A 24143-nucleotide genomic window follows, 5' to 3' on the forward strand; every position below is an offset into this window, starting at 1 on the left:
AAAGAAAATCGTTTGCGCGTTTTTGGATGGAAAAGCTCTACAAGGGGCGGCTTTTGTTGTATGATTCCGCGATTTTTTTGGCGGCAGTTAGAGGAGATAATAATGAAAGTCGTTGAAGTCAAACACCCCCTGGTCAAGCACAAGATCGGCCTGATGCGCGAAGGCGACATCAGCACCAAGCGTTTCCGTGAACTGGCCAAGGAAGTGGGCAGTTTGTTGACCTACGAAGCGACCTCTGACTTCGAAACCGAGAAAGTTACCATCGATGGCTGGAACGGGCCAGTGGAAGTTGACCAGATCAAGGGCAAGAAGGTCACCGTCGTGCCCATCCTGCGTGCCGGCCTCGGCATGATGGACGGCGTGCTGGAACACATGCCGAGCGCCCGCGTCAGCGTGGTCGGCATCTACCGCGACGAAGAGACCCTGCAACCCGTCCCCTATTTCGAGAAGATCGTCAGCAACATCGAAGAGCGTCTGGCCCTGGTCATCGACCCCATGCTTGCCACAGGCGGCTCCATGATCGCCACCATTGATCTGCTGAAGAAGAAGGGCTGCCAGTCCATCAAGGTGCTGGTGCTGGTTGCCGCCCCCGAAGGGATCAAGGCGCTGGAAGCGGCCCACCCGGACGTGGAGCTCTACTGCGCCGCCGTCGATCAGGGCCTGAACGAGAAGGGCTACATTGTCCCGGGTCTGGGCGATGCCGGTGACAAGATCTTCGGCACCAAATAAGTCCTGATGTCATCGGCGCTCTTTCAAAAAGAGCGCAAGCGAAGCCGGCCTATCGCCGGCTTCGTGGTTTATGCCCCCCGCCGGCTTGCTGCCACCTGGGCCTTGCCGCTACCATAAGCACCATCCCCCATTTCGAGAATCTTCTTTATGCTGAAACGCTTAGCGATGCTCTTCTGCTGCTGTCTGCCATTCGTGGCGTCGGCCGCCCAGGTGACCGACCTCTATCAGGGCAAGGCACCCACCAGCGGCGACATGACGGCCGCTCAGGCTCAGGCCCTGGGGGATGTGCTCGTCAAGGTGACGGGCAAGCGGGACATCCTGACCCAGCCGGACGTGGTCAAGGCGCTGGCCGCGCCCGGTGACTATGTGCAGCATTACGGCTATCAGGACGTGGGGCCGGTGAAGTTTCTCAAGGCCGATTTCGACGTGGCCAAGGTCAACGCCCTGGTCGCCCAGAGCAAGTTTGCCCTGCTGGGCCCCGTGCGCCCTCAGTTGGGCGTCTGGCTGGTTGTCGACGAAGGGGAGCGCCGCATCCTGCCGGATCAGTCCGGCGATGGCTGGGCCGCCGCCCTGCGTACCCAGGCCCAGGCCATGGGGCTGCCCATCAGCATCCCGCTGATGGATCTCGACGACAACATGGCGGTCAACGCCACCGACGTCTGGGGTCGCTTCGCCGATCCCGTGCTCAAGGCGAGCCAGCGTTATGGCGCCGAAATGGTGGTGCTGGGCAAGCTGACGCCGGAGGGAGAGAGCTGGAGCATCGACTGGGGCCTCTATGGCGTCAAGCCGGGTGCCCAGGCGGGGGAGCTGACCGAACTGACCAAGGGGTCTGGCTCGGGGTCCCAGACCGAGGTGGCCAAGGGGTTTGCCGATGCCCTGGCCGGCTGGCTGGTGCAGCAGTACGGCACCCGCCTCTCCGGGGTCGCCTCCAGCCAGACCCTGGTGGTGGAGGGGTTGTCCGACATCGACGGCATGATCCAGATACAGAAGATGCTGCAAGGCATGGCCAGCGTCACCAAGGTGGCGATCGGCAAGCTGGAGGGAGACAAGGTCACCTTCAATCTCTCGCTGCAGGGGGACAAGGCGGAGCTGGTGCGGGGTCTGCAGCTTGAGAGCCGCCTGCGCCAGGTGGAAGACAACGAGAGCGGCCTGCGCTACCAATGGTCGCAGCCCTGAGCTCAGGGGATGTTCCAGACCGCCCGGCATGACCCGGGCGGTTCTCTATCTGCCGCTCTGGTGATACACTTGCCCGCAAATATCACAGTCAAAGCCCAACGAGTGAAGCAACCGGCCCAACTGTCTCTCGCCGTACAACTACCGGATGATGAAACCTTCGTCAGTTTTTATCCCGGCAACAATGCCCATCTGATCACCGCCCTCAAGAACGCGGCCATCGGTCAGGGCTCGCCCTTCCTCTATTTCTGGGGAGCCAAAGGCTCGGGCCGCTCCCATCTGCTGCACGCCACCTGCGCCGAGGTCAACGCCCGCGACGCCGCCGCTGCCTATCTCTCCCTCGATCAGTTCGAACAGCTCGACCCCAGCATGCTGGATGCCCTGGAGAGCCTGCCCCTGGTCTGCCTCGACAGCCTGGAGGCGATCGCCGGCAACGCCCTGTGGGAGCGGGCCCTGTTCGACTTCTACAACCGCTGGAAGGAGAAGGGAGAGGGGACCCTGGTGGTCACCGGCTGCAGCGCGCCGCGCAAGCTGGGGCTGCAGCTGCCGGATCTCGCCTCCCGCCTCGACTGGGGGGTGAGCTTCCACCTCGACGAGCTGGACGATGAGGGCAAGCTCAGTGCCCTGCAACTGCGCGCCGAGCTGCGGGGCTTCAAGCTGCCTATCGACGTGGGCCGCTTCCTGCTCAACCGGCTGTCGCGCGACATGCGCACCCTGCTCGCCACCCTCAACCGGCTCGACAACGCCTCCTTCCGCGCCAAGCGCAAGCTGACCATCCCCTTTGTCAAAGAGATACTCGAGCTCTGAGCCCGTCAAGCTGGTTTGAGGCTCGGCGACGCCGAGGCCACGGATAAAAAGCAACCCCGGCCACTGGCCGGGGTTTTGCTATCTCAAGGGATTCTGCTTATCAGTGGAACTGATTTTCTTCGGTCGAGCCGGTCAGCGCGGTCACCGAGGATTGCCCACCCTGGATAGCTGGCTGAAAGGGTCACCTGGTCGGCGCCATTCTAGCCATCACCTTAGTGGAACTGGTCCTCTTCGGTGGAGCCCGTTAAAGCGGTCACCGAAGATTGCCCGCCCTGGATGACGGTGGTCACCTTGTCGAAGTAACCGGTGCCCACCTCCTGCTGGTGCGCCACGAAGGTGTAGCCCCGCTCGGCGGCCGCGAACTCCGGCTGCTGCACCATCTCGACGTAGTGCTTCATGCCCTCGCCGCGGGCGTACTGGTAGGCCAGCTCGTACATGTGGAACCACATGTTGTGGATGCCCGCGAGAGTGATGAACTGGTACTTGTAGCCCATGTCGGAGAGCTCCTGCTGGAAGCGGGCGATGGTGGCATCGTCCAGGTTCTTCTTCCAGTTGAAGCTCGGGGAGCAGTTGTAGGCCAGGATCTTGTCCGGGTACTGGGCCTTGATGGCTTCGGCAAACTGGCGCGCCTCGTCCAGATCAGGCTTGGCGGTCTCGCACCACACCATGTCGGCGTAGGGAGCGTAGGCCAGGCCACGGGAGATGGCCTGCTCGATGCCGGCCTGCACCTTGTAGAAGCCCTCGCTGGTGCGCTCACCGGTCAGGAAGCCGGCGTCGTAGGGGTCCGCATCCGTGGTCAGCAGATCCGCCGCGTTGGCGTCGGTGCGGGCGATCACCAGGGTGGTGGTGCCGCAGACGTCCGCCGCCAGACGGGCCGCGATGAGTTTCTGCACCGCTTCCTGGGTCGGGACCAGCACCTTGCCGCCCATGTGGCCGCACTTCTTCACTGAGGCCAGCTGATCCTCGAAGTGGACGCCGGCGGCGCCCGCCTCGATCATCCCCTTCATCAGCTCGAAGGCGTTCAGCACGCCGCCGAAGCCGGCTTCCGCATCCGCGACGATGGGCAGGAAGTAGTCGATGAAGCCCTTGTCCTGCGGGCCCACCTTGTTGGCCCACTGGATCTGGTCGGCACGGGCGAAGGAGTTGTTGATGCGCTCCACCACCGAGGGCACCGAGTTGGCCGGGTAGAGGGACTGATCCGGGTACATGGTGGAGGAGAGGTTGTTGTCCGCCGCCACCTGCCAGCCGGAGAGGTAGATGGCCTCGATGCCGGCCTTGGCCTGCTGCACCGCCTGACCACCAGTCAGGGCGCCGAGGCAGTTCACATAGCCTTTCTTGGCGCCGCCGTGGATCAGTTCCCACAGCTTGTCGGCACCGCGTTGGGCCAGGGTGTGTGCCGGCTGCAGGCTGCCGCGCAGGTTCACCACGTCTTCGGCGCTGTAGCCGCGCTTGATCCCTTTCCAGCGGGGGTTTTCTGCCCAGTCTTTCTCGATAGCCTGGATCTGTTGCTCACGGGTCAGTGCCATATCAGTTCCCTCTTTCATTGATTTCACGTTTCCATTGACTTGTTATGGGGGCCGTCACCGGCCCGGGTTTCACAGCCGCTCGTAGCCGGGCAGCGTCAGAAAATCGATGAGTGTGTCGGCGCAGGTTATCTCTTCCATCAGGGCGTTCGCCTCGGCAAAGCGACCGGCCTGCCAGCGGGCCTCGCCCACTTCGCGTCTGACCACCTCCTGCTCCTCGGCCAGCATCTGGCGGAACAGCGCCTTGGTTACCACCTGACCGTTGGAGAGGGTCTTGCCGTGGCGGATCCACTGCCAGATGGAGGTGCGGGAGATCTCGGCGGTCGCCGCATCTTCCATCAGACCGTAGATGGGCACGCAGCCGTTGCCGTTGATCCAGGCTTCCAGGTATTGCAGCGCCACCCGGATATTGGTGCGCATGCCAGACTCGGTGCGCTCCCCCTCGCAGGGGGCCAGCAGATCGGTGGCGGTGATGGGGGCATCCTGCTCGCGCAGCACATGGATCTGGTTGCTGGTGCCGGCCGGGATGGCGGCGTTGAAGACCGCCATGGCGGTATCGGCGAGGCCGGGGTGGGCCACCCAGGTGCCGTCGTGGCCGTTGTTTGCCTCACGCTCCTTGTCTGCCTTCACCTTGGCGAATACCTCGGCATTGACCGCCGGATCCTTGGCCGGGATAAAGGCGGCCATGCCGCCCATGGCCAGGGCACCGCGCTTGTGGCAGGTCTTGATGAGCAGCCGCGAATAGGCGGAGAGGAACGGCTTGTCCATGGTGACCACCTGGCGGTCCGGCAGGACGCGATCCGGGTGGTTCTTCAAGGTCTTGATATAGCTGAAGATATAGTCCCAGCGACCGCAGTTGAGCGCGACTATGTGATCCTTCATCTGATAGAGCAGCTCGTCCATCTCGAACACCGCCGGCAGGGTTTCGATGAGCACGGTCGCCTTGATGGTGCCGCGGGGCAGGCCGAACCTGTCTTCGGTCCAGGCAAACACCTCGCTCCACCAGCGCCCCTCCAGATGGCTCTGCAGCTTGGGCACGTAGAAGTAGGGGCCGGATCCCTTGGCCAGCAGCGCCTTGTGGTTGTGCAGGAAGTAGAGCGCGAAGTCGAACAGGCCGCCGGGGATGGGCTCGCCGTCGAAGGTGATGTGCTTCTCCGGCAGGTGCAGGCCGCGTACCCGGCAGACGAGAACGGCCGGATCGGAACTCAGGGTATAGACCTTCCCCTCCGGGCTCTGGTAGGCAATGGTGCCGTTGACGGCGTCGCGCAGGTTGATCTGACCCTCGATCACCTTGCTCCAGGACGGCGCCAGAGAGTCTTCGAAGTCGGCCATGAACACCTTGACGTTGGCGTTGAGGGCGTTGATCACCATCTTGCGCTCGACCGGGCCGGTGATCTCCACACGCCTGTCCTGCAGGTCGGCGGGGATGCCACGAATGGTCCAGTCGCCGTCGCGGATGTGAGCGGTTTCGGGCAGGAAGTCCGGCAGCTCACCTGCGTCGATGCGGGCCTGACGGGCGACCCGTTGTTTGAGCAGTTCGTTGCGCTGGGGAGCGAAGCGTTCCACCAGCTCGGATACCAGGGCCACCGCATCCGGCGTCAGGATCTGCGCGTAATCGGGAAGCATCTCGCCTTGGATGTGCAGGCGGGGGCTGCTGATGGTCTGGGCCGGTGCCGACATAGGGTTCACTCCTTTGAAAGTTACATTTTGAACTTACTAACTACGACTAACGTCTATGTTCGTTTCTCTTAAACTCCCCATAACAGCGGGGTAACACGACTCATAAGGTGCAAAAGAATGGGGGATTCGTCAACTTGATTTTTAAAACAGGTGTTTTGGTGTGGTTGTTAAGATGATGTTTTAAAAGGATTTATGTGATTAGCATAAAAGCTCTATACAGATAGTTATGCTCTTGGCTGCGCCGCCCCTCAGGGAGGATGAACGGGCCGTCAATTGGGTGTCGAAAATGTAATTAATTACGTAATAAAATTACAAATGCAAAAAGAAATCCCGACCTTACTCCAGGCTTGGAAAAAACATCTGTATGAAATGCATCCTTTCAATGCAGCTTTCATCTGGCCTGCAAGGAGACTGGTTGATGAACTATTGTTTAAAACCGAATCAGGAAAAGATGTGAAGAGGGAGGGGAAACGGGGAGAGCAGGGAAATGACGCGCAATAACGTAGGTTTGTATCAGGGAACGGGAGCCCGAGGGAGGGATGTGCATCGTTATCTGCTAGTGAATAAAACCAGATTTTTATCTTTTTATGGCATTTTATCGTTATTTGTGAGGGCGGTGTCTCGTCAGGGTTAGAAGGCGGTGCCGGACAGCAAAACCGGCGTCTTGAACCGCAACATGGGGCCTGTTCGTCTCAGTAATCTTCATCCGGGGCGGCGAGATCGATCACATCGAGATGCACTGAACCGCCGAATTCGTGCTCCGCGGGATCGAGATCGGCGGGGGAGAGCAGGGGCTGAACGGGCTGAGTGTCAACTGCTTGGGTCATGGATGCTTGCCTCATTGATTGCAAGCCGGTCGGTGAGTCCATCACCCTAACGCCCACCTCCCTGTTTTCTGGCCGGCGGAAAAGTTGCGTATCCTAGCGGCACTTTGTAAAAGCTTCAAGTGGTTCTGTATAAAATCTATGCCGGCGGGGGGGCGGATGGAGGGGGATGACGCGAGAGACACAGGTGGAAAGCGAAGCAAAAAAATAGCCCAGTCGTTTGACTGGGCTATCTTCGGGGAATTTGGTCGGTGTGAGAGGATTCGAACCTCCGACCCTCTACACCCCATGCAGATGCGCTACCTGGCTGCGCTACACACCGACGGAGTCAGCTCGGCTGACGGGGAAGGAGTCTAATAGGATGGCCTGACGGGTGCAACTCCTTTTTTATCAGGGAGATGCCGATTGCTTCTTTATTGTTCAACCAAGATGCGGCTTGGGCCTGGGCAGCAGTTTTGGCATAATCGCCGCCCCCCCGGCGGGCATCTCATGTCGGGGGATGCCGATTGTGGCGGGGCCGTCGCCCCTGTCCCCGTCGAGCATGATCTACCGTCATCAGTCTGCCGCCATCAACCAACCAGAGAGGAGCAGGGCGTGAAACCATCGGAAGTCGCAGCACAGGCCAGCCAGAGCGAGCAGGACGAACGCTGGATGCGCCACGCCATGGCGCTGGCGGCCAGGGCGGAGGGGATAGGCGAGATCCCGGTCGGTGCCGTGCTGGTGCTGGGGGACGAGATCCTGGGGGAGGGCTGGAACCGCTCCATCAGCGACCACGATGCCTGTGCCCATGCGGAGATCATGGCGCTGCGCGAGGCCGGCAAGAGGCTGGAAAACTACCGGCTGATCGACACCACCCTCTATGTGACCCTGGAGCCCTGCTGCATGTGCGCCGGGGCCCTCATCCACAGCCGGGTCAAGCGGGTGGTCTACGGCGCCCGGGATCTCAAGACGGGGGCGGCAGGGTCCGTGTTCGATATCCTGCTGGACCCGCGCCACAACCACAGGGTGGCGTTGACGGGGGAGGTGCTCGCCGACGCTTGCTCGGCCCAGTTGTCGGATTTTTTCAAGCGGCGCCGCGCCGAGAAGAAGGCGGCCAGAGAGGCGCTGAAACAAAGTGGTGGCCCCGCCCTCTGAGGCGGACGGGGGCATCATCTTGCCCCTGCTCTGAATTTCTTCAAATATTCTCATATAAAACATAGGGTTGGCATTGCCTCTTGCCCTCATTCTCCCGCCTGGTTCCCCTTCGAAATAACCTCTTCACAGAGGCTCTCGATGTAACAAAACTGTCATGCAACCGCCATATAATGCCGCCAAGCCTAGCTCACATTGAGGTCTTGCATGTCATCGGAATCGTTAAATCTGGTCATGGCGGGCAGTCGAAAACGCCGGATCAAGGATAAATTGGCCAAATATGGCGTCACCACAGGGGGAGCCCTGGTGCTGGTGGCGCTGCTGCTTATCTTCTTCTATCTGCTCTATGTGGTGAAGCCCATCTTCAATGGCGCCAGCATGGAGGCGACGTCCTCCTTCGAGCTGCCGACCCAGGGCAAGACCGCCTGGCTCGGTGTCGAGGAGCAGAACGAGATAGGCTATCGCTTCAGCGATCTCGGCAAGGTCAAGTTTTTTGCCGTTCAGGCGGATGGCGACATCAAGGTGGGTCAGGTGATCGGCGATGCGCAGGTCTCCGGTGACATCACTGCGGTGGCGCCCCCTGCACCTGGCCAGAAGCTCATCGCCTATGGCTTTGCCGATGGTAAGGCCCAGGTGGTGCAGCCCTATTTCAAGGTCTCCTATCCCAACGACGTGCGCGTCATCGACCCCAGCCTGCAATATCCCTTCGGCGAAGAGCCTGTGGTGATCGATCCCCAAGGCAAGGCGCTGACCCGCATGGTCTTCGAGGCCACCAAGGACAAGATGGCCACCGCCGCCGTGACCGAAGATGGCCGCGGCGTGCTGATGGTGATGAGCGGCGAGGAGAACTTCCTCTCCGGGGAAGTCGAGTGGAGCAGCGAGAACTACGCCATTCCGTCCCTGCCGCGCCACGTGGATCAGATGCTGCTGACCCCGAACCTGCGCATCCTGTTCGTGCGCGAGGGCAACCGTCTCTCCGTCTACGACATCCACAACCTCAATGACATCTCCCTGCGCGACGTCATGGAGATCAATGCCCCCAACGCCAACGTGACCCAGGTGGCTTTGCTCTCCGGCGCCTCTTCCCTGCTGGTGGGCAACGACAACGGCGTCATCTCCCAGTGGTTCGAAGTGGCTCAGGATGGCAAGCGCCAGTTCACCCAGATCCGTGACTTCAAGGGTGACGGCCCGGTCGCGCTGCTGACCCCGGAGCACTTCCGCAAGGGCTTTATCAGCGCCAGTCAAGATGGTGCGATCAACTTCTTCCATGCCACCGGGGAGGCCAAGCTGCTCGGCGAGAAGATCGAGGGGGGCAGCCTCGCGGCCGTCGCCATCTCTCCCCGCCACAACCTGTTGCTGACCCAGCAGGGGGACGACTTCAAGGTCTTTGACGTGGAGAACGATCACCCCGAGGTGACCTGGTCTGCCCTGTGGCAGCAGGTGTGGTATGAAGGCTATCCCGAGCCCCAGTACGTGTGGCAGTCCACCTCAGCGAGCAACGACTTCGAAGCCAAGCTGAGCCTGGTGCCCCTGGTATTCGGTACCCTCAAGGCCTCCTTCTACGCCATGGTGTTCGCGGTGCCCCTCGGCGTCGCCGGCGCCATCTACACCGCCTACTTCATGTCGGCGGGGCTGCGCAAGTACGTCAAGCCGACGGTGGAGATCATGGCGGCGCTGCCGACCGTCATCCTCGGCTTCCTGGCGGGTCTCTGGCTCGCGCCCATCATAGAGGGGGCCCTGCCCGGGGTGATCCTGCTGCTGATCCTGCTGCCCATGGGCATGCTGCTGACGGCGCTGGTCTGGAACTATCTGCCGGAGCGTGGCCGTACCTGGCTGCCGGAAGGCTGGCACGCCATCCTGCTCATTCCGGTGCTGCTGTTCATCGGCTGGGGGGCCTTCGCCTTGAGCCCCATCATAGAGAACGCCTTCATGCACGGGGATTCCCGCATCTGGCTGACCCACGACATGGGCATCAAGTTCGACCAGCGCAACTCCCTGGTGGTCGGCATCGCCATGGGCTTTGCGGTGATCCCCACCATCTTCTCCATCGCCGAAGACGCCGTCTTCTCGGTGCCCAAGCACCTGACCCAGGGCTCCCTGGCCCTGGGCGCCACCCCGTGGCAGACCCTGAGCCGCGTCGTGATCCTGACCGCGAGCCCGGGCATCTTCTCGGCGGTGATGATGGGCCTGGGCCGCGCCGTGGGCGAGACCATGATAGTGCTGATGGCCACCGGCAACACCCCCATCATGGACTTCTCCATGTTCCAGGGGCTGCGCACCCTGGCGGCGAACATCGCGGTGGAGATGCCGGAATCGGAAGTGGGCAGCTCCCACTACCGCGTGCTCTTCCTCGCCGCCTTCGTGCTGTTTGTGTTCACCTTCATGTTCAATACCCTGGCCGAATTCGTCCGCCAGCGGTTGCGTGAAAAGTACAGCTCTCTGTAAGGACTAAGGAATCGACAATGGGTAAGTGGTTTAAATCGGGGGCCCCCTGGATCTGGATGACGGGGGGCGCCGTCAGCCTGAGTCTGGTGGCCGTACTGGGTCTGTTGTTGCTGATCGGCTGGCGTGGTCTGGTCTATTTCTGGCCGCACCCCATCTATGAGTGGCAGTTGAGCGATGCAAACGGCAACAAGAGCGTGCTGATCGGCGAGATCAACGATCGCGAGCTGGTGCCGGTGGAGCGGCTGCGGGCCTCCGGTCTTCAGCTTGCAGGGGAGGAGCGCGAGGAGCTGACCCGTTACCTGGTCAAGACCGGCAACCGGGAGTTCGTCGATCTGGACTTCCGCTGGGTACTGGAGACCGACATCGTATCGCGCACCCAGCCGGCGGAGCTCGCCATGGTGGAGCGCGCCACCAACGGCAACTTCTACGGCTACATAGTGGGAGTGAAGGAGGATGGTCGCGAGCTGACCCAGGATCTGCATCCCGCGCTGCAACGGGTGCTGGCCCGCGCCAACGACCTCTCAAGCCAGGCCAACGAGCTGCAGAAGGGCGACATCGGCAGCATCAACTACCAGCTGGAGCGGCTGCGCCTCAAAGAGCGCAAGGCGGAGCTGGACGACAAGCTGACCGACGAGCTCAAGGCCCAGCTGGCGAGCGAGCGCCAGGCCCTGAACGATCGCTACCTGGTGCTGGAGAAGGAGCTCTTCTCCCTGCGCAGCCAGGCGGACAGAGACAGCATCACGGTCAAGGACATGCGTGGCGAGCTGGTGACCATGCCCATGTCCAGGGTGCTGGACGTGGTCTGGCCCAACGACATGAGCCTGATGGCCAAGATGGGGCACTGGTTCCACCAGATCGGCAAGTTCGTCTCCGATGAGCCCCGCGAGGCCAACACCGAGGGGGGCGTGTTCCCGGCCATCTTCGGCACCGTCTTCATGGTGATCCTGATGGCCATCATAGTGACGCCCCTCGGGGTGGTGGCGGCGGTCTACCTGCACGAGTACGCGGGCAAGAATAGCCTGACCAAGATCATCCGCATCGCGGTGATCAACCTGGCGGGCGTGCCCTCCATCGTGTACGGCGTGTTCGGCCTGGGCTTCTTCGTCTATACCCTGGGGGGATCGCTGGACCGACTCTTCTATCCGGAAGCGCTGCCGAGCCCCACCTTCGGCTCCCCCGGCGTCATCTGGTCGGCCCTGACCCTGGCCATCCTGACCCTGCCGGTGGTGATCGTCTCCACCGAAGAGGGGCTGGCCCGGATCCCGAGCACCATTCGCCAGGGCTCGCTGGCCCTGGGGGCCACCCAGGCCGAGACCCTGTGGCGCATCGTGCTGCCCATGGCGAGCCCGGCCATCATGACCGGCCTCATCCTGGCCATCGCCCGTGCGGCTGGTGAAGTGGCGCCCCTGATGCTGGTGGGGGTGGTGAAGCTTGCCCCCACGTTGCCGATGGACGGCAACTTCCCGTACCTGCACGTGGAGCGCAAGTTCATGCACCTGGGCTTCCACATCTATGATGTGGGCTTCCAGAGTCCGAACGTCGAGGCGGCGCGTCCCCTGGTCTATGCCACCTCCTTCCTGCTGGTGACGGTGATCGTCGGCCTCAACCTGACGGCCATCGGCATCCGCAACCACTTGCGCGAGAAGTTCCGTTCTTTGGAGCATTGATGATGAAGCTGACGGGCATCGCGGGTATTCGCCACCTGCGTGAAACATTCCGGTCGCTGGCGCATTAATCCAGCCACCCAGACTGATGCGAGGCAAGTGATGGGCAGTTGCCCCCTTGCCAGCCAAGCATTCCGGCCGCGGACAATGAGAGTGCCCGCCGCCACCGACAGATTTGAGGTAAACAGATGATCAACGTAACACCGAGTTCGACCCAGCACACCGCCACCGATCTGCTGAACCTGACCCCGGAGCAGACCGCCCTCGAGGTCAAGGATCTCAACCTGTACTACGGCAGCAAGCAGGCGCTGTTCAACGTCAACATGAAGATCCCCAAGGGGCAGGTCACCGCCTTTATCGGCCCCTCCGGCTGCGGCAAGTCCACCCTGCTGCGCTGCATCAACCGGATGAACGATCTGGTGGAGATCTGCCGCATCGAGGGGGAGATCCAGCTGCACGGCCACAACATCTACGACAAGAGCGTGGATGTCTCCGCCCTGCGCCGCCAGGTGGGCATGGTGTTCCAGCGCCCGAATCCCTTCCCCAAGTCCATCTACGAGAACGTGGTCTATGGCCTGCGCCTGCAGGGCATCAACGACCGCCGTACCCTGGACGAGGCCGCCGAGCGCTCCCTGCGCGGTGCGGCGCTCTGGGACGAGGTGAAGGATCGCCTGCACGACAACGCCTTCGGCCTCTCCGGCGGCCAGCAGCAGCGTCTGGTGATCGCCCGTGCCATCGCCATCGAGCCGGAAGTGCTGCTGCTCGATGAACCGACCTCGGCGCTGGACCCCATCTCCACCCTCACCATCGAGGAGCTGATCAACGAGCTCAAGAGCCAGTTCACCGTGGTGATCGTGACCCACAACATGCAGCAGGCGGCGCGGGTCTCGGATCAGACCGCCTTCATGTACATGGGCGAGCTCATCGAGTACTCGAACACCAACACCATCTTCACCACCCCGGCCAAGAAGAAGACCGAAGACTACATCACCGGTCGTTACGGCTAAGGCATGTTGGTGCAACAGGGGTTATTGAGATGAACAAGATGAGCATCAACAAACAGATTGGCAGTCGGTTCCACGACTAAGGCATACTCGGAGCAACAAGGATTATTTGTATGGACAATATGAACCTCAACAAACACATCTCCGGTCAGTTCAATGCCGAGCTCGAGAGCGTGCGCAACCAGGTGCTGGTGATGGGGGGGCTGGTGGAGAAGCAGCTCACCGACGCCATCGCCGCCATTCATGGCCAGGATCTGGATGCGGCGCGCAAGATCGTCGCCAACGACCACAAGGTCAACGCCATGGAAGTGGCGATCGACGAGGAGTGCACCCGCATCATTGCCAAGCGTCAGCCCACCGCGTCTGACCTGCGGCTGGTGATGGCCATCATCAAGACCATCACGGATCTGGAGCGCATCGGCGACGTGGCGGACAAGATCGCCCGCATGCTGACCGACAACGCCAACAAGCCCCAGCCGCCGCTGGTGTCGCTGGAGAACATGGGTCGCCGCACCATCAAGATGCTGCACGACGTGCTCGACGCCTTCGCCCGCATGGATCTGGACGCGGCGCTCGCGGTCTACAAGGAAGATGACAAGGTGGACCGGGAGTACGAGTCCATCATCCGCGAGCTGATGACCTACATGATGGAAGACCCCCGCACCATCCCCCAGGTGCTCAACGTGCTGTGGGCGGCGCGGGCCATCGAGCGGGTCGGCGATCGCTGCCAGCACATCTGCGAGTACATCGTCTATTACGTCAAGGGCAAGGACGTGCGCCACACCAAGGCGGACGAATTGAACGATCTGCTGGGCAAACACTGATCCCGACATGAATAAAAAGGCGCGTAAAGCGCCTTTTTTTGTTGCATCCAGGGGCATCTTAAGATAACGCCCCCCAACGGGGGCTTTTCTGCTAGAATGTGGCCCCTGTGTGAGTCCCGGATGGAGTCACGGTCCGGTTTCCCGGGCCCAGTTTGCCGTCTTGTGTCAAGGCGGCTGTCGCAATAGGTCAATCATGAGTTTTGCCGATAGTTTGTTCTTTCTGATGCTGCTGGTCGCCGGCAGCGTGTTCTTCTCGCTCTCCGAGATCTCCCTCGCCGCCTCCCGCAAGATCAAGTTGCAGGTGATGGCCGACGAGGGCAACCGCCATGCCGATAAGGTACTGGCGCTGCAGGCCCAGCCTGGCAATTTCTTCACCGTGGTGCAGATAGGCCTCAATACCGTCGCCATCCTGGGCGGCATCCTGGGCGAGTCCGCCCTGAATCCGGCCATCAAGGCGTTCATCTCCGAGTTCTATCAGGGGCCCTGGCTCGGCGAGATCAGCTCGGCGGCCTCCTTCGTGTTCGTCACCGGCATGTTCATCCTGATCGCGGATCTCATGCCCAAGCGCCTCGCCATGACCATGCCCGAGCGGATCGCCGTGGTGGTGGTGCGCCCCATGCTGCTGTGCGTCACCCTGCTGATGCCGCTGGTGTGGCTGTTCAACGGCATGGCCAACGGCCTGTTTCGCCTGCTGCGCATCTCCATGGTGCGCAACGACGAGATCACCTCGGACGACATCTATGCGGTGATGGATGCGGGGGCCGAGGCCGGCGTCATCCAGCGCGAGGAGCACCAGCTCATCGAGAACGTGTTCGAGCTGCAGTCCCTCGGCGTCACCTCCGCCATGACGGCGCGGGAGAGTCTCATCTACTTCACCCTGCAGGAGGGGGAGGAGAGCATCAAGGCCAAGATCGCCGAGCACCCCCACAACAAGTTCCTGGTGTGCGACCACAACCTCGACAGCATCAAGGGCTTCGTCGACGCCAAGGAGCTGCTGATCCGGGTCATCGGCGGCCAGAGCATCGATCTCAACAGCGGCTCCCTGGTGCAGAACGTCATCATCATCCCCGACACCCTGAACCTCTACGAGGCGATGGAGTACTTCAAGAACCATCGCGGCGACTTCGCCGTGGTGATGAACGAGTATGCCCTGGTGGTGGGCATAGTCACCATGAACGACCTGATGAGCACCGTCATGGGGGAGTGGGCCACCCACGTGGTGGAGGAGCAGATAGTGCAGCGGGACGAGAACTCCTGGCTGGTGGACGGGGTCACCCCCATCTCCGACGTGATGCGCGCCTTCGACATCGAGGAGTTCCCGGAAAACCAGAACTACGAGACCATCGCCGGCTTCATCATGTACATGCTGCGCAAGATCCCCAAGCGGACCGACTCGGTCAAATACGCCGGTTACAAGTTCGAAGTCGTCGACATCGACAGCTACAAGATTGACCAGCTGCTGGTCACCCGGGTCGAGCCCGTCCCGGCCGACAAGCCCGTTCAGGAAGAGTGATAGGAGTTAACAAGGAACCATGAAGATGTCGTCTCATTCCAGAGCGCTGGCCTGTGTGGCGCTCGCCCTCGTGCTCGGCGCCTGCAGCCAGAGCGCTCCGCGCAAGGCCACCACAGTCGCCAAACCGGCAGCCCCCAAGGCCGCCGTGGTCGTGCCGCAGCCGGATCCCGATGCGGTGGTGCAGAGCGCCGTGGCGGAGCCCAGCCCTGTGTTCGACGAGGAGTATCACGGCCCGGATCAGGGGTCGCTCGAGTCGGTGACCGCCCTGTTTGCCCGCGGCTACATCGAGTCCGCCATGCGCGAGACCATGCTGGCGGCGGTGCACAGCGACTATCCCCTGCTCGGCATGCGGGACGTGCGCCTGACCGATCCCGTCTCCAAGTTCCTCACCTCGGCCCAGGCGCGCACCACGGCCCACGACTACCTCTACGCCGGGGTACAGCGCCGCCTGGGTCGTCCGCTCAGCCCCGCCCAGTGGGAGCAGATCTGGCAGGGATACCCCCAGCAGGGCCGGGTCTCCGACTGGGTCAAGCAGACCAAGCGGGTGCTGGCCGGGCGCTGAGCCGCCAGTTCATCTGTCGCCACAAGAGGCCACCTTCGGGTGGCCTCTTGCCGTTTCTCACCCTGGGGCTGAGGCCTCAGCGGTCAGGACGCCCCCTTCCTTTGCCGCTATCCCCCTGAGCTTGCCCGAATTTGTTCGTAGCGCCCGATTGCCTCTTCCTCTACTTTGGGTCATGATGCAAAAAGCATTCTAGCCGTCTAGATGTTTTGATGGCTTTATGTGATTCCACACAATAAACACCCGTCACGACGGGGACACGCAGAGAGACAGAGATGAATACAAAGGATTTGTGGGTACTGGATGGTGGCATGGGGCGCGAGCTGGCACGGCGGGGGGCGCCGTTTCGCCAGCCGGAGTGGTCGGCGCTGGCCCTGATGGAGGCACCCGAGACGGTGCGCGAGGTGCATCAGGCCTATGTGGCGAGCGGCGCCCGGGTCATCACCACCAACAGCTATGCCCTGGTGCCGTTCCATATCGGCGAGGCGCGCTTTGCCGCCCAAGGGGAGGGGCTGGCGGCCCTGGCCGGGCAACTGGCCCGGGAGGTGGCCGACGAGCAGCCGGGCTCCGTGCAGGTGGCCGGCTCCTTGCCGCCGCTCTTTGGCTCCTATCGCGCCGATCTGTATCAAGCCGAGCGGGTGAGCGAGCTGGCAGCCCCGCTGATCCGGGCGCTTTCCCCCCACGTGGATCTCTGGCTGGCGGAGACCATGAGCCTCATCGCCGAGCCGTTGGCCCTCAAGGCCCTGCTGCCCGATGATGGCAAGCCGTTCTGGGTCTCCTTCACCCTGGAAGACGAGGCGCCGGGCAGCGAACCGACCCTGCGCTCCGGGGAGCGGGTAGCCGATGCCGTGGCCGCGTTGGCGTCGGCCGGGGTGGATGCCATCCTGTTCAACTGCTGCCAGCCCGAGGTGATCGAAGGGGCGATCAAGGTAGCCGGCGCCGGGTTGCAGGTCCTGGGTCGCACCGAGGTTCGCCTCGGCGCCTATGCCAACGCCTTCCCGCCCCAGCCCAAGGAGGCCACAGCCAACGACGGTCTGGACGAGATCCGCGGCGATCTGGGGCCGCTGGATTACCTCGGCTGGGCCGAGCGCTGGCGCACAGCCGGGGCAAACCTCATCGGCGGCTGCTGCGGCATAGGCCCGGAACACATAGAGGCGCTGGCCAGCCGGCTGCGTTAAGGAGAACCGATGAAAGAGAGCAAGATCGGCCTCTGGTCCCTCACCGCCCTGGTGTTCAGCTCCATGGTGGGGGCCGGCATCTTCAGCCTGCCCCAGAACATGGCCGAGGTGGCGGGGGCCCGCGCCGTGCTGATCGGCTGGGCCGTCACCGGGGTCGGCATACTGGCGCTGGCCGCGAGTTTCCTCTATCTGTCGCGACTCAGACCCGAGCTCGACGGCGGCATCTACAGCTATGCCCGGGCCGGCTTCGGCGATCTGGTGGGCTTCTTCTCCGCCTGGGGCTATTGGCTCTGTGCCACCATAGGCGTGGTGGGCTATCTGGTGATCGCCTTCGCGGCGCTGGGCAGTTTCGTCGATACCCCTGACAGTGTCTGGTTCGGCGAGGGCAACACCTTGGGCGCCTTCATCGGCGAGTCCTGCATCCTCTGGGCGGTGCATCTGCTGGTGGCGCGCGGCGTGCAGCAGGCGGCCCTGTTCAATCTGGTGGCAACCCTGGCCAAGAGCCTGCCGTTGCTGCTGTTCATCCTGTTCGCCTGCTACTGGTTCGATCCGGTCACCTTTGCGGCGGATCAGCAGGGCAGCACGCTGGCGGTGCCGGTCTCCGAGCAGGTGCGCAACACCATGCTCATCACCCTCTGGGTCTTCACCGGCATAGAGGGGGCGGCGGTGCTGTCGGCCCGGGCGAGAAACAAGCGGGACGTGGGCACGGCCACCGTGCTTGGGGTGGTGCTGGCGCTGCTGCTCTATGTGCTCATCTCGGTGCTGGCGCTCGGGATCCTGAGCCGCCCCGAGCTCGCGGCCCTGCCCAACCCCTCCATGGCGGGGCTGATGGCCCAGATGACCGGCTCCTGGGGCAAGCTGCTCATCAGCGCCGGCCTCATCGTATCGGTGCTCGCCTCCTACGTGAGCTGGACCCTGTTCTCGGCCGAGGTGCCGTTCAGCGCGGCGCGCCACGGGGCCTTCCCGGCCATCTTCCGGCGCCAGAACCGCAACGGCACCCCCATAGCGTCGCTCTGGCTCACCAGCCTGACGGTGCAGGGCTGTCTGCTGCTGGTGTGGCTGCTCGGCAAGGGCTACACCAACCTGCTGCTTATCTCCACCTCCATGATCCTGGTGCCCTACCTGCTGATAGGCCTCTTCCTGCTCAAGCTCTCCTTGCGTGGCGAGGGCAATGGCCTGATGCGCGCGGTGGCGCTGGTGTCGAGCGGTTACGGCCTCTGGCTGCTCTATGCCGCCGGGGTGGAGTACCTGCTGCTCTCCTTGCTGCTCTACGGGCCGGGTCTGCTGCTGTTTCTCTACAGCCGCCGCCAGCTCGGGGCGGAGCGGCGGCTCAGCGGGCGCGAGCGGCTGCTGGCCGGGGTGACGCTGCTGAGCCTCATTCCCGCCGTCTGGTCCTTTGCCCACGTCTGAGTGAGTAAGCCAATGAAGAGAGCGCCCAGAGGCGCTCTTTTTTTGTCCGCGGGTTGTCTGCCGGGCGTGCTCAGCGGCTGGCGGGACCGGCCGGCTTGCCAAACAGCACCGCGAGCTTCTGCCGCCAGGGGAGGCTACGGGCCTCTTGCAGCATGTCGCGCCACTCGTGGAAGGTGAGGGTGAGGGGGTTGAAGCTGTGGACGGGCTTGGTGATGCCGAAGCGGCACGGCTCGGCCGGGTCTTCCTCGACGAAGGTGCCGAACAGCCTGTCCCAGATGATGAGCACCCCGGCGAAGTTGCGATCGATATATTTGGGGTTGCTGGCGTGGTGCACCCTGTGGTGGGAAGGGGTATTGAGGATCCACTCCAATTTGCCGAGCTTGCCCACCACCTGGGTATGGACGAAGAACTGGAAGCCCAAGCTCACGAGCACGGTGGCCACCACCGCCTCGGGCGGGAAGCCGATGAGGATCATGGGGATCCAGAACAGCCACATGCCGGAGACCGGATACATCAGGCTCTGACGAAAGGCAGTGGAGAGGTTGAGCCGCTCCGAGCTGTGGTGCACCACGTGGGAGGCCCAGAGCCAGCGCACGTGGTGGCTCGCGAAGTGGAACAGCCAGTAGCAGAGATCCTGCAGCAGGAACAGCAGCAAGAGGCTCCAGAGGTTGAGATCGATATCGAATAGCCGCCAGCCCCAGAGGGTGTCGTAGAGGTAGGCGATGGCGACGGCCGCCAGGGCATCGCCCCCCTGATGCATCAGCGCCAGGGTGGCGTTGGCGAAGAGATCCTTCCACTGGTAGCCGGCGGTGGGATAGGCGGCGCCGTGTCTTCGCAGGTAGAGCATCTCCCAGCCGATAAAGGCCAGAAAGAGGGGGGAGAGGTAGAGCAGGAGCAGTTGCACATCCATATGAGCCATCCGGTTGGACCAGTTGGATGTCAGCATACCGGATGGATTTAAAATTTCATTAACATCCTTGCTCCATCCGGGTGGTGAACAACCCGATGGCGAAAGACTGCGGCAAGGAGATGATCTGGGGGTGGATGAGGAAGGTCAGCATAGAAGAGGGAGCCATGGGCTCCCTCTTCGTGTTTGTGCATCGCGGGTTATAACACCTGGCTCAGGAACCGGCGCAGGCGGGGGACGCGATGGATGGTCGAAGCCACAGCGGTTGTCATAACACCCGGCTTATAGCACCTGGCTCAGGAACTGGCGCAGGCGGGGGCGCGATGGATTGTCGAAGCCACAGCGGTTGTCATAACACCCGGCTTATAGCACCTGGCTCAGGAACTGGCGCAGGCGGGGAGAGGGCGGATTGTCAAAGAAATCCGCCGGCTTCTCGTCCACCAGCAGCTCGCCGCTCTCCATGAAGAGCACCCGATCCGCCACCTCCCGGGCGAAGCCCATCTCGTGGGTCACCACCACCATGGTCATGCCTTCCCGGGCCAGCCCCTTCATGACGTCCAGCACTTCCCCCACCATCTCGGGGTCGAGGGCACTGGTGGGCTCGTCAAACAGCATAATGCGCGGCTGCATGGCGAGCGCCCGGGCGATGGCCACCCGCTGCTGCTGACCGCCGGAGAGCTGGGAGGGGTAGCTCTGCGCCTTGTTGGAGAGCCCCACCTTGAGCAGCAGCGCCTTGGCCCTGTCTTCCGCCTCCTTGCGAGATAGTCCCCGCACCTTCTGGGGCGCCAGGGTGATGTTGTCCAGTACCGTCAGGTGGGGGAAGAGGTTGAAGGACTGGAATACCATGCCCACCTCTTCCCGCAGCTTGTTGACGTCGCCGGGCTCGGTGAGGCTGATGCCGTCGACCAGGATGTGACCGTCGTTGATGGTTTCCAGCTGGTTGAGGGTGCGCAGGAAGGTGGACTTGCCCGAGCCGCTCGGCCCCACGATCACCACCACTTCCCCCTCGGCCACCTGGGTGCTGACGTTCTTGAGGGCGTGCACCTCGGTGCCGTAGAACTTCTCCACTGAGCTTGCCTTGATAATTGGATCAGTTGCTGCGCGCATATTTCACCTCCAGACGACGGACCGGGAAGGGGCAGGGGGTGCCGGTGATGGCAGAACGTCTCGACAACGGTTGGGCCTTGATAACGGGATCAGTTGCTGCGCGCATCATGTTGTACCTCCAGACGACGCACCGGGAAGGGGCAGTGAGTGCCGGTGATGGCAGAACGTCTCGACACCGGTTGGGCCTTGATAACGGGATCAGTTGCTGCGCGCATATTTCACCTCCAGACGACGCACCAGGAAGGAGAGGGTGCCGGTGAGCACCAGATAGAGCAGGGCCACGGTGAACCATACCTCGAACGGGCTGAAGGTGGAGCTCACCACCTCGCGCCCCGCCTTGGTGAGGTCCGTGATGGAGATGACCGACACCAGCGACGAATCCTTGATAAGGTTGATGAACTGGCCCGCCAGCGGCGGCAGGACGCGCTTGAACGCCTGGGGCAGGATGACGTAGCGCATGGTCTGGGCCGAGGTCATGCCAAGGCTCCTGCCCGCCTCCATCTGCCCCTTGTGGATGGAGCTGATGCCGGCGCGCACGATTTCCGCCACGTAGGCGCCGGTGAAGACCGCCAGCGCCGCCACCCCGGCGGTGAAGCGATCCAGATTGAGTACAGTGCCGATAAAGAAATAGACGATGAAGATCTGCACCAGCAACGGGGTGCCGCGGATAAGCTCCACATAGGTCACTGCCAGGTTGCGCAGGGCCGGATTGGGGGAGAGGCGGGCGAGCCCGGCCAGGGTGCCGAGCAGGATGGCGAAGACCCCGGCCACCAGGGATAGCTTGACCGTGACCCAGACGCCCCAGGCGATGGGGCCGGCGGTCCAGCTCAGTTGCACATCCAGGGTGTCGCCGAGGAAGACGGTGTCCCCTTCGGCCAGCTGGGCGCCCTGGGCGGCGATGGCCTGACGACGGCTGGGGTCGAGATCGTCCTGCAGGAAGAGCTGCCCCTTCTCCGCCACCACGGTGCCGTCAAATTCGGCGTAGTGCTTCTGCTCCGCCTGATAGGCGATGTACTGGGGAATGCGCTCCCAGCGCCAGGTGTAGTCCACCGCCTGCACGGCCTTGTAGATGCCGAAAATGGCGGCCAGCACCAGCAGCAGGAAGACCCCGTGCCAGAGCAGCTGATTGGGCTGTTTTTCCATCTGTCTTGTGATTTTGGGGTTGATCACTGTCACAACCTCTTTTGTCGTTATTGTGGGGGGTCTGCGTGAAGGGGCGGCATGCCGCCCCTTTGGGAGGTTACTTGAGCTGGTCCAGCCAGGCGGTGGACTCGAACCACTTCTTGTAGAGACGGTCGTAGCTGCCGTCGCCCTTGATCTGGCGCAGGTAGTTGTTCAGCCAGTTGAGGGTGTCCTGATCCCCCTTGCGGATGGCCCAGGCCAGCGGCTCGAAGGTGAACGGCTTGTCGAGGTGCACCACGGCGCCCTGGTTCTGGGAGGCGAAGATGGCGTTGTAGGGCAGGTCGTAGACGAAGGCGTCGACCTTGCCGTTGATCACTTCCAGCTTGGCGTCGTCCTGGGTTTCAAACTGCAGCAGGGTGGCCTTGGGGATCATGCGCTTGACCGCCTGCTCGCCCGTGGTGCCGAGCTTGACCGCGATCTTGTACTTGGGATCGTTCAGATCCTGGAAGGACTTGATCTCCCCCGCCTTGTCCTTGCGCAGGACTATGGTCTGGCCGACGACGATGTAGGGATCGGCGAAGTTCACGCGCAGGTTGCGCTGGGGGGTGACCGTCATGCCACCCATGATGACGTCGAACTTGTCGGTCAAGAGGGCCGGGATGATGCCGTCCCAGGCGGTGTTGACGAACTCCACCTTCACGCCCATCTCCTTGGCGACCATCTTGGCCAGGTCCACGTCGAAGCCGATGTACTGGCCCTGCTTGTTGGTCATCTCGAAGGGTTGGTAGCCGGCGTCGAAGCCGACCCGCAGCACACCGCGCTCCAACACGGCATCCAGGGTGGAGCTGGGGGCAGCATTGGCCAGCCCGCACAGCAGCAAGGTAGAGAGAATGAGTTTTTTGATCATAAGTGACGTCTCTGTCGAAAGTGTGTTCGGCCTTGAACCTGCTCCCGTGCGACTCCGTGGCACAAGAGACTGCTGCATCCGGCAGCAGGCAAGACAGGATTATTGTCTTGGTCGGGGCAAAAGCCCCATATGAGATTCTATGAATGGTCCGTTGAGTGAAAAATGTACCAAAATCTGATTGTGCCAGAAGACTCAATAAGTTATGGGCACTTTTCCCGCTCGTGGCGACTCATAAAACCACACGAAAACAACATATCTATCTAATGGCGCGGGTTCAAGTGCAAAAATCTCCGGCGTTCATGTCGCAGGAGGGTTTGGGGTCGAACGACGCTCAACTCTGGCCTTAAGCGCGGGGACGGGGCAGGCCGGAGAATTATTTTTGCCATGCCAGAAGGCTCCCTCTGTGTCTTGTCATGGGCTTCCCATATACTCAGCCATCCCCATTGGAAGGTTCGGCAATGGACGCCTCAATTCTGCTCAATCTGGATGTCTTCACGCTGATGCTCATGGCCCTCGGGGGCTACAGCCTGGGATTCATCACCCTCTCCATCATCTGGTCCACCCACAGGGAGATCCCGGGCCTCGGGCTCTGGTGGTGGTCCAGCCTCTGCGCCCTGGCGGCCCAGTCGCTGTTCTTCCTGCAGGCGTTCGCACCCCACATGGCGGGGATCTGGCTCGCCAACCTGCTCATCACCCTCTGCATCGCCCTGATGCCACTCGCTATCCAGCGCTTCTTCGGCGAGCCGCCAAACTGGCGTGCCTTCGCGCTCTTCATGGTCATCTATGTGCCGATCCTCTGCTGGAGCGTACTGTTCAACGATCACATGGCCCCCAAGGTGCTGCTGGCCTGCCTGAGCTACATGGTGCTGGGGGCGGTGATCGTCTTTCTCATCTGGCGGCACGGCTATCCCGCCTACCTGCCGGCCGTGCTGGTGTTCACCGTGGTCAACATCCTGCTCTACGGCTTCAACCTGGTGCGCATGGGCTCCCTGCTCAGCGGCGAGGCGCGGGTGCTGATGGATCAGCACGTGGTCAACGTGCTGCCCTTCCTCTCCATGCTGATGGGCAACTATCTCTCCACCTTCGGGGTGTTGCTGCTCTGCACCCAGTACCGGGCGCTGGCCCTGCGCCGGCAGGCGAGCCAGGATCCCCTGACCGGCCTCCTGAACCGGCGCGGCTTTATGGAGCACTGCGCCAGGGCGCCGAAGCAGGGGGCCCTGGTGGTGCTGGATCTGGACGACTTCAAGCAGATCAACGATCGCCACGGTCACGAGGCGGGGGACAGGGTGCTGGCGGCGGTGGGACGCTATCTGGCGGCGCAGGGGGATCTGGTGGCCAGTCGCTTCGGCGGCGAGGAGTTCGTGCTGCTGCTGCCAGAGGGGGATGCCTTGGCTCAGCAGGCCCGTTGCGAGCAGATCCGCCAGGCCATTGCCACACTGCCCCTGGCGGGGATCCAGGTCACCGCCAGCCTGGGGCTGGTACCCGGCGCCCGCGAATGGCACTTCGACACCCTGTTCAGCCAGGCCGATCGCGCCCTCTACCGGGCCAAGCGCAGCGGCAAGAACCGGGTCTGTCTGCCGGCCTGAGCCGACGGGGTTCAGCCCGGCTCGGTGGCCCGCGGCTCCGACCGGGCAAA

The 24143-nt window shown here is 62.5% G+C and carries 22 protein-coding genes and 1 tRNA gene; 14 read left to right on the forward strand and 9 right to left on the reverse strand.

Going from position 1 to position 24143, the window contains the following annotated elements; translation table 11 throughout:
* Positions 1-102 precede the first annotated feature (102 nt).
* From upp to hda, 3 genes are all read left to right on the forward strand, one after another.
* Positions 103-729, forward strand: coding sequence for a uracil phosphoribosyltransferase (gene upp / locus AB5Y72_RS16460; RefSeq protein ID WP_039040248.1), 627 nt, complete (start codon positions 103-105; stop codon positions 727-729).
* Between the two features lie 147 nt (positions 730-876).
* Positions 877-1905 (forward strand): DUF2066 domain-containing protein, encoded by a 1029-nt coding sequence (locus tag AB5Y72_RS16465; RefSeq protein ID WP_368199252.1) that lies wholly within the window; start codon positions 877-879, stop codon positions 1903-1905.
* A gap of 102 nt (positions 1906-2007) precedes the next feature.
* Positions 2008-2709 carry a DnaA inactivator Hda gene (gene hda, locus AB5Y72_RS16470; RefSeq protein WP_039040250.1) on the forward strand — a complete coding sequence of 234 codons (702 nt, stop codon included), beginning with the start codon at positions 2008-2010 and terminating at the stop codon, positions 2707-2709.
* A gap of 212 nt (positions 2710-2921) precedes the next feature.
* Here hda and aceA read toward each other — a convergent pair whose 3' ends face one another.
* Both aceA and aceB read right to left on the reverse strand, forming a co-directional pair.
* Complete coding sequence (aceA, locus tag AB5Y72_RS16475) at positions 2922-4235, reverse strand: isocitrate lyase (protein ID WP_039040251.1); 1314 nt, start codon at positions 4233-4235, stop codon at positions 2922-2924.
* A gap of 69 nt (positions 4236-4304) precedes the next feature.
* Positions 4305-5912, reverse strand: a complete 1608-nt coding sequence (gene aceB / locus AB5Y72_RS16480; protein WP_325783074.1) for a malate synthase A — start codon at positions 5910-5912, stop codon at positions 4305-4307.
* A 315-nt stretch (positions 5913-6227) separates the two neighbouring features.
* Here aceB and AB5Y72_RS16485 point away from each other — a divergent pair, with 315 nt between their 5' ends.
* On the forward strand, positions 6228-6413 hold the full coding sequence (locus AB5Y72_RS16485; protein ID WP_325783073.1) for a hypothetical protein: 186 nt from the start codon (positions 6228-6230) through the stop codon (positions 6411-6413).
* Positions 6414-6604: 191 nt separating this feature from the next.
* Here AB5Y72_RS16485 and AB5Y72_RS16490 read toward each other — a convergent pair whose 3' ends face one another.
* A complete protein-coding gene (locus AB5Y72_RS16490; protein WP_267882648.1) occupies positions 6605-6739 on the reverse strand; it encodes a hypothetical protein in 135 nt (44 codons plus the stop codon).
* A 242-nt stretch (positions 6740-6981) separates the two neighbouring features.
* A tRNA-Pro gene (locus AB5Y72_RS16495) sits at positions 6982-7058 on the reverse strand.
* 272 nt (positions 7059-7330) lie between these two features.
* Here AB5Y72_RS16495 and tadA point away from each other — a divergent pair.
* The 9 genes from tadA to AB5Y72_RS16540 all read left to right on the forward strand — a co-directional run bounded on the left by tadA (position 7331) and on the right by AB5Y72_RS16540 (position 18464).
* The gene (gene tadA / locus AB5Y72_RS16500) at positions 7331-7870 is read left to right on the forward strand and encodes a tRNA adenosine(34) deaminase TadA (RefSeq protein WP_325783072.1); all 540 of its coding nucleotides are present in this window, start codon (positions 7331-7333) and stop codon (positions 7868-7870) included.
* Between the two features lie 204 nt (positions 7871-8074).
* Complete coding sequence (locus AB5Y72_RS16505; protein ID WP_325783071.1) at positions 8075-10312, forward strand: phosphate ABC transporter permease; 2238 nt, start codon at positions 8075-8077, stop codon at positions 10310-10312.
* A 17-nt stretch (positions 10313-10329) separates the two neighbouring features.
* Positions 10330-11979 (forward strand): phosphate ABC transporter permease PstA, encoded by a 1650-nt coding sequence (pstA, locus tag AB5Y72_RS16510; protein ID WP_325783070.1) that lies wholly within the window; start codon positions 10330-10332, stop codon positions 11977-11979.
* 185 nt (positions 11980-12164) lie between these two features.
* Positions 12165-12983: a phosphate ABC transporter ATP-binding protein PstB gene (gene pstB, locus AB5Y72_RS16515; RefSeq protein ID WP_042076392.1), complete on the forward strand. Its 819-nt coding sequence runs from the start codon at positions 12165-12167 to the stop codon at positions 12981-12983.
* 110 nt (positions 12984-13093) lie between these two features.
* Complete coding sequence (gene phoU, locus AB5Y72_RS16520; RefSeq protein WP_042076394.1) at positions 13094-13804, forward strand: phosphate signaling complex protein PhoU; 711 nt, start codon at positions 13094-13096, stop codon at positions 13802-13804.
* A gap of 193 nt (positions 13805-13997) precedes the next feature.
* Positions 13998-15317 (forward strand): hemolysin family protein, encoded by a 1320-nt coding sequence (locus AB5Y72_RS16525; RefSeq protein ID WP_368199254.1) that lies wholly within the window; start codon positions 13998-14000, stop codon positions 15315-15317.
* Between the two features lie 19 nt (positions 15318-15336).
* Positions 15337-15879 carry a hypothetical protein gene (locus AB5Y72_RS16530; RefSeq protein ID WP_209792990.1) on the forward strand — a complete coding sequence of 181 codons (543 nt, stop codon included), beginning with the start codon at positions 15337-15339 and terminating at the stop codon, positions 15877-15879.
* Positions 15880-16151: 272 nt separating this feature from the next.
* Entirely contained in the window at positions 16152-17054 is a 903-nt protein-coding gene (locus AB5Y72_RS16535) for a homocysteine S-methyltransferase family protein (protein WP_368199255.1), read from the forward strand.
* 9 nt (positions 17055-17063) lie between these two features.
* A complete protein-coding gene (locus AB5Y72_RS16540) occupies positions 17064-18464 on the forward strand; it encodes a basic amino acid/polyamine antiporter (protein ID WP_368199256.1) in 1401 nt (466 codons plus the stop codon).
* A gap of 70 nt (positions 18465-18534) precedes the next feature.
* On the opposite strand, the gene AB5Y72_RS16545 is transcribed toward AB5Y72_RS16540, so the two are convergent.
* The 5 genes from AB5Y72_RS16545 to AB5Y72_RS16565 form a co-directional block, all read right to left on the reverse strand.
* A complete protein-coding gene (locus AB5Y72_RS16545; RefSeq protein WP_042076448.1) occupies positions 18535-19374 on the reverse strand; it encodes a sterol desaturase family protein in 840 nt (279 codons plus the stop codon).
* A 360-nt stretch (positions 19375-19734) separates the two neighbouring features.
* Positions 19735-20478 carry an amino acid ABC transporter ATP-binding protein gene (locus AB5Y72_RS16550; protein WP_042076409.1) on the reverse strand — a complete coding sequence of 248 codons (744 nt, stop codon included), beginning with the start codon at positions 20476-20478 and terminating at the stop codon, positions 19735-19737.
* A gap of 89 nt (positions 20479-20567) precedes the next feature.
* The gene (locus AB5Y72_RS16555; protein ID WP_325783065.1) at positions 20568-20693 is read right to left on the reverse strand and encodes a hypothetical protein; all 126 of its coding nucleotides are present in this window, start codon (positions 20691-20693) and stop codon (positions 20568-20570) included.
* A complete protein-coding gene (locus AB5Y72_RS16560) occupies positions 20677-21621 on the reverse strand; it encodes an amino acid ABC transporter permease (RefSeq protein ID WP_042076450.1) in 945 nt (314 codons plus the stop codon). The genes AB5Y72_RS16555 and AB5Y72_RS16560 overlap by 17 nt, the downstream gene beginning before the upstream one ends.
* 97 nt (positions 21622-21718) lie before the next feature.
* Positions 21719-22507 carry a transporter substrate-binding domain-containing protein gene (locus AB5Y72_RS16565; protein WP_042076411.1) on the reverse strand — a complete coding sequence of 263 codons (789 nt, stop codon included), beginning with the start codon at positions 22505-22507 and terminating at the stop codon, positions 21719-21721.
* Positions 22508-22965: 458 nt separating this feature from the next.
* Between AB5Y72_RS16565 and AB5Y72_RS16570 the strand changes: the two genes are divergently transcribed.
* Complete coding sequence (locus AB5Y72_RS16570; protein ID WP_042076414.1) at positions 22966-24093, forward strand: diguanylate cyclase; 1128 nt, start codon at positions 22966-22968, stop codon at positions 24091-24093.
* Positions 24094-24143 lie beyond the last annotated feature (50 nt).

It is taken from the genome of Aeromonas sp. R7-4 (assembly GCF_040908055.1).
GTDB classification, from domain to species: domain Bacteria; phylum Pseudomonadota; class Gammaproteobacteria; order Enterobacterales; family Aeromonadaceae; genus Aeromonas; species Aeromonas sanarellii.

Excerpts from the sequence above, each read along its gene's own strand:
- AB5Y72_RS16490 (WP_267882648.1), bottom strand. The coding sequence starts at position 6,739 with ATGACCCAAGCAGTTGACACTCAGCCCGTTCAGCCCCTGCTCTCCCCC.
- AB5Y72_RS16560 (WP_042076450.1), bottom strand. The coding sequence starts at position 21,621 with ATGGAAAAACAGCCCAATCAGCTGCTCTGGCACGGGGTCTTCCTGCTG.
- AB5Y72_RS16565 (WP_042076411.1), bottom strand. The coding sequence starts at position 22,507 with ATGATCAAAAAACTCATTCTCTCTACCTTGCTGCTGTGCGGGCTGGCC.
- AB5Y72_RS16530 (WP_209792990.1), top strand. The coding sequence starts at position 15,337 with ATGAAGATGTCGTCTCATTCCAGAGCGCTGGCCTGTGTGGCGCTCGCC.
- aceA (WP_039040251.1), bottom strand. The coding sequence starts at position 4,235 with ATGGCACTGACCCGTGAGCAACAGATCCAGGCTATCGAGAAAGACTGG.
- pstB (WP_042076392.1), top strand. The coding sequence starts at position 12,165 with ATGATCAACGTAACACCGAGTTCGACCCAGCACACCGCCACCGATCTG.
- AB5Y72_RS16545 (WP_042076448.1), bottom strand. The coding sequence starts at position 19,374 with ATGGATGTGCAACTGCTCCTGCTCTACCTCTCCCCCCTCTTTCTGGCC.
- phoU (WP_042076394.1), top strand. The coding sequence starts at position 13,094 with ATGGACAATATGAACCTCAACAAACACATCTCCGGTCAGTTCAATGCC.
- AB5Y72_RS16550 (WP_042076409.1), bottom strand. The coding sequence starts at position 20,478 with ATGCGCGCAGCAACTGATCCAATTATCAAGGCAAGCTCAGTGGAGAAG.
- AB5Y72_RS16505 (WP_325783071.1), top strand. The coding sequence starts at position 8,075 with ATGTCATCGGAATCGTTAAATCTGGTCATGGCGGGCAGTCGAAAACGC.
- pstA (WP_325783070.1), top strand. The coding sequence starts at position 10,330 with ATGGGTAAGTGGTTTAAATCGGGGGCCCCCTGGATCTGGATGACGGGG.
- upp (WP_039040248.1), top strand. The coding sequence starts at position 103 with ATGAAAGTCGTTGAAGTCAAACACCCCCTGGTCAAGCACAAGATCGGC.
- aceB (WP_325783074.1), bottom strand. The coding sequence starts at position 5,912 with ATGTCGGCACCGGCCCAGACCATCAGCAGCCCCCGCCTGCACATCCAA.
- AB5Y72_RS16570 (WP_042076414.1), top strand. The coding sequence starts at position 22,966 with ATGGACGCCTCAATTCTGCTCAATCTGGATGTCTTCACGCTGATGCTC.
- AB5Y72_RS16535 (WP_368199255.1), top strand. The coding sequence starts at position 16,152 with ATGAATACAAAGGATTTGTGGGTACTGGATGGTGGCATGGGGCGCGAG.
- AB5Y72_RS16485 (WP_325783073.1), top strand. The coding sequence starts at position 6,228 with ATGCAAAAAGAAATCCCGACCTTACTCCAGGCTTGGAAAAAACATCTG.
- AB5Y72_RS16525 (WP_368199254.1), top strand. The coding sequence starts at position 13,998 with ATGAGTTTTGCCGATAGTTTGTTCTTTCTGATGCTGCTGGTCGCCGGC.
- AB5Y72_RS16465 (WP_368199252.1), top strand. The coding sequence starts at position 877 with ATGCTGAAACGCTTAGCGATGCTCTTCTGCTGCTGTCTGCCATTCGTG.
- AB5Y72_RS16540 (WP_368199256.1), top strand. The coding sequence starts at position 17,064 with ATGAAAGAGAGCAAGATCGGCCTCTGGTCCCTCACCGCCCTGGTGTTC.
- AB5Y72_RS16555 (WP_325783065.1), bottom strand. The coding sequence starts at position 20,693 with ATGCGCGCAGCAACTGATCCCGTTATCAAGGCCCAACCGGTGTCGAGA.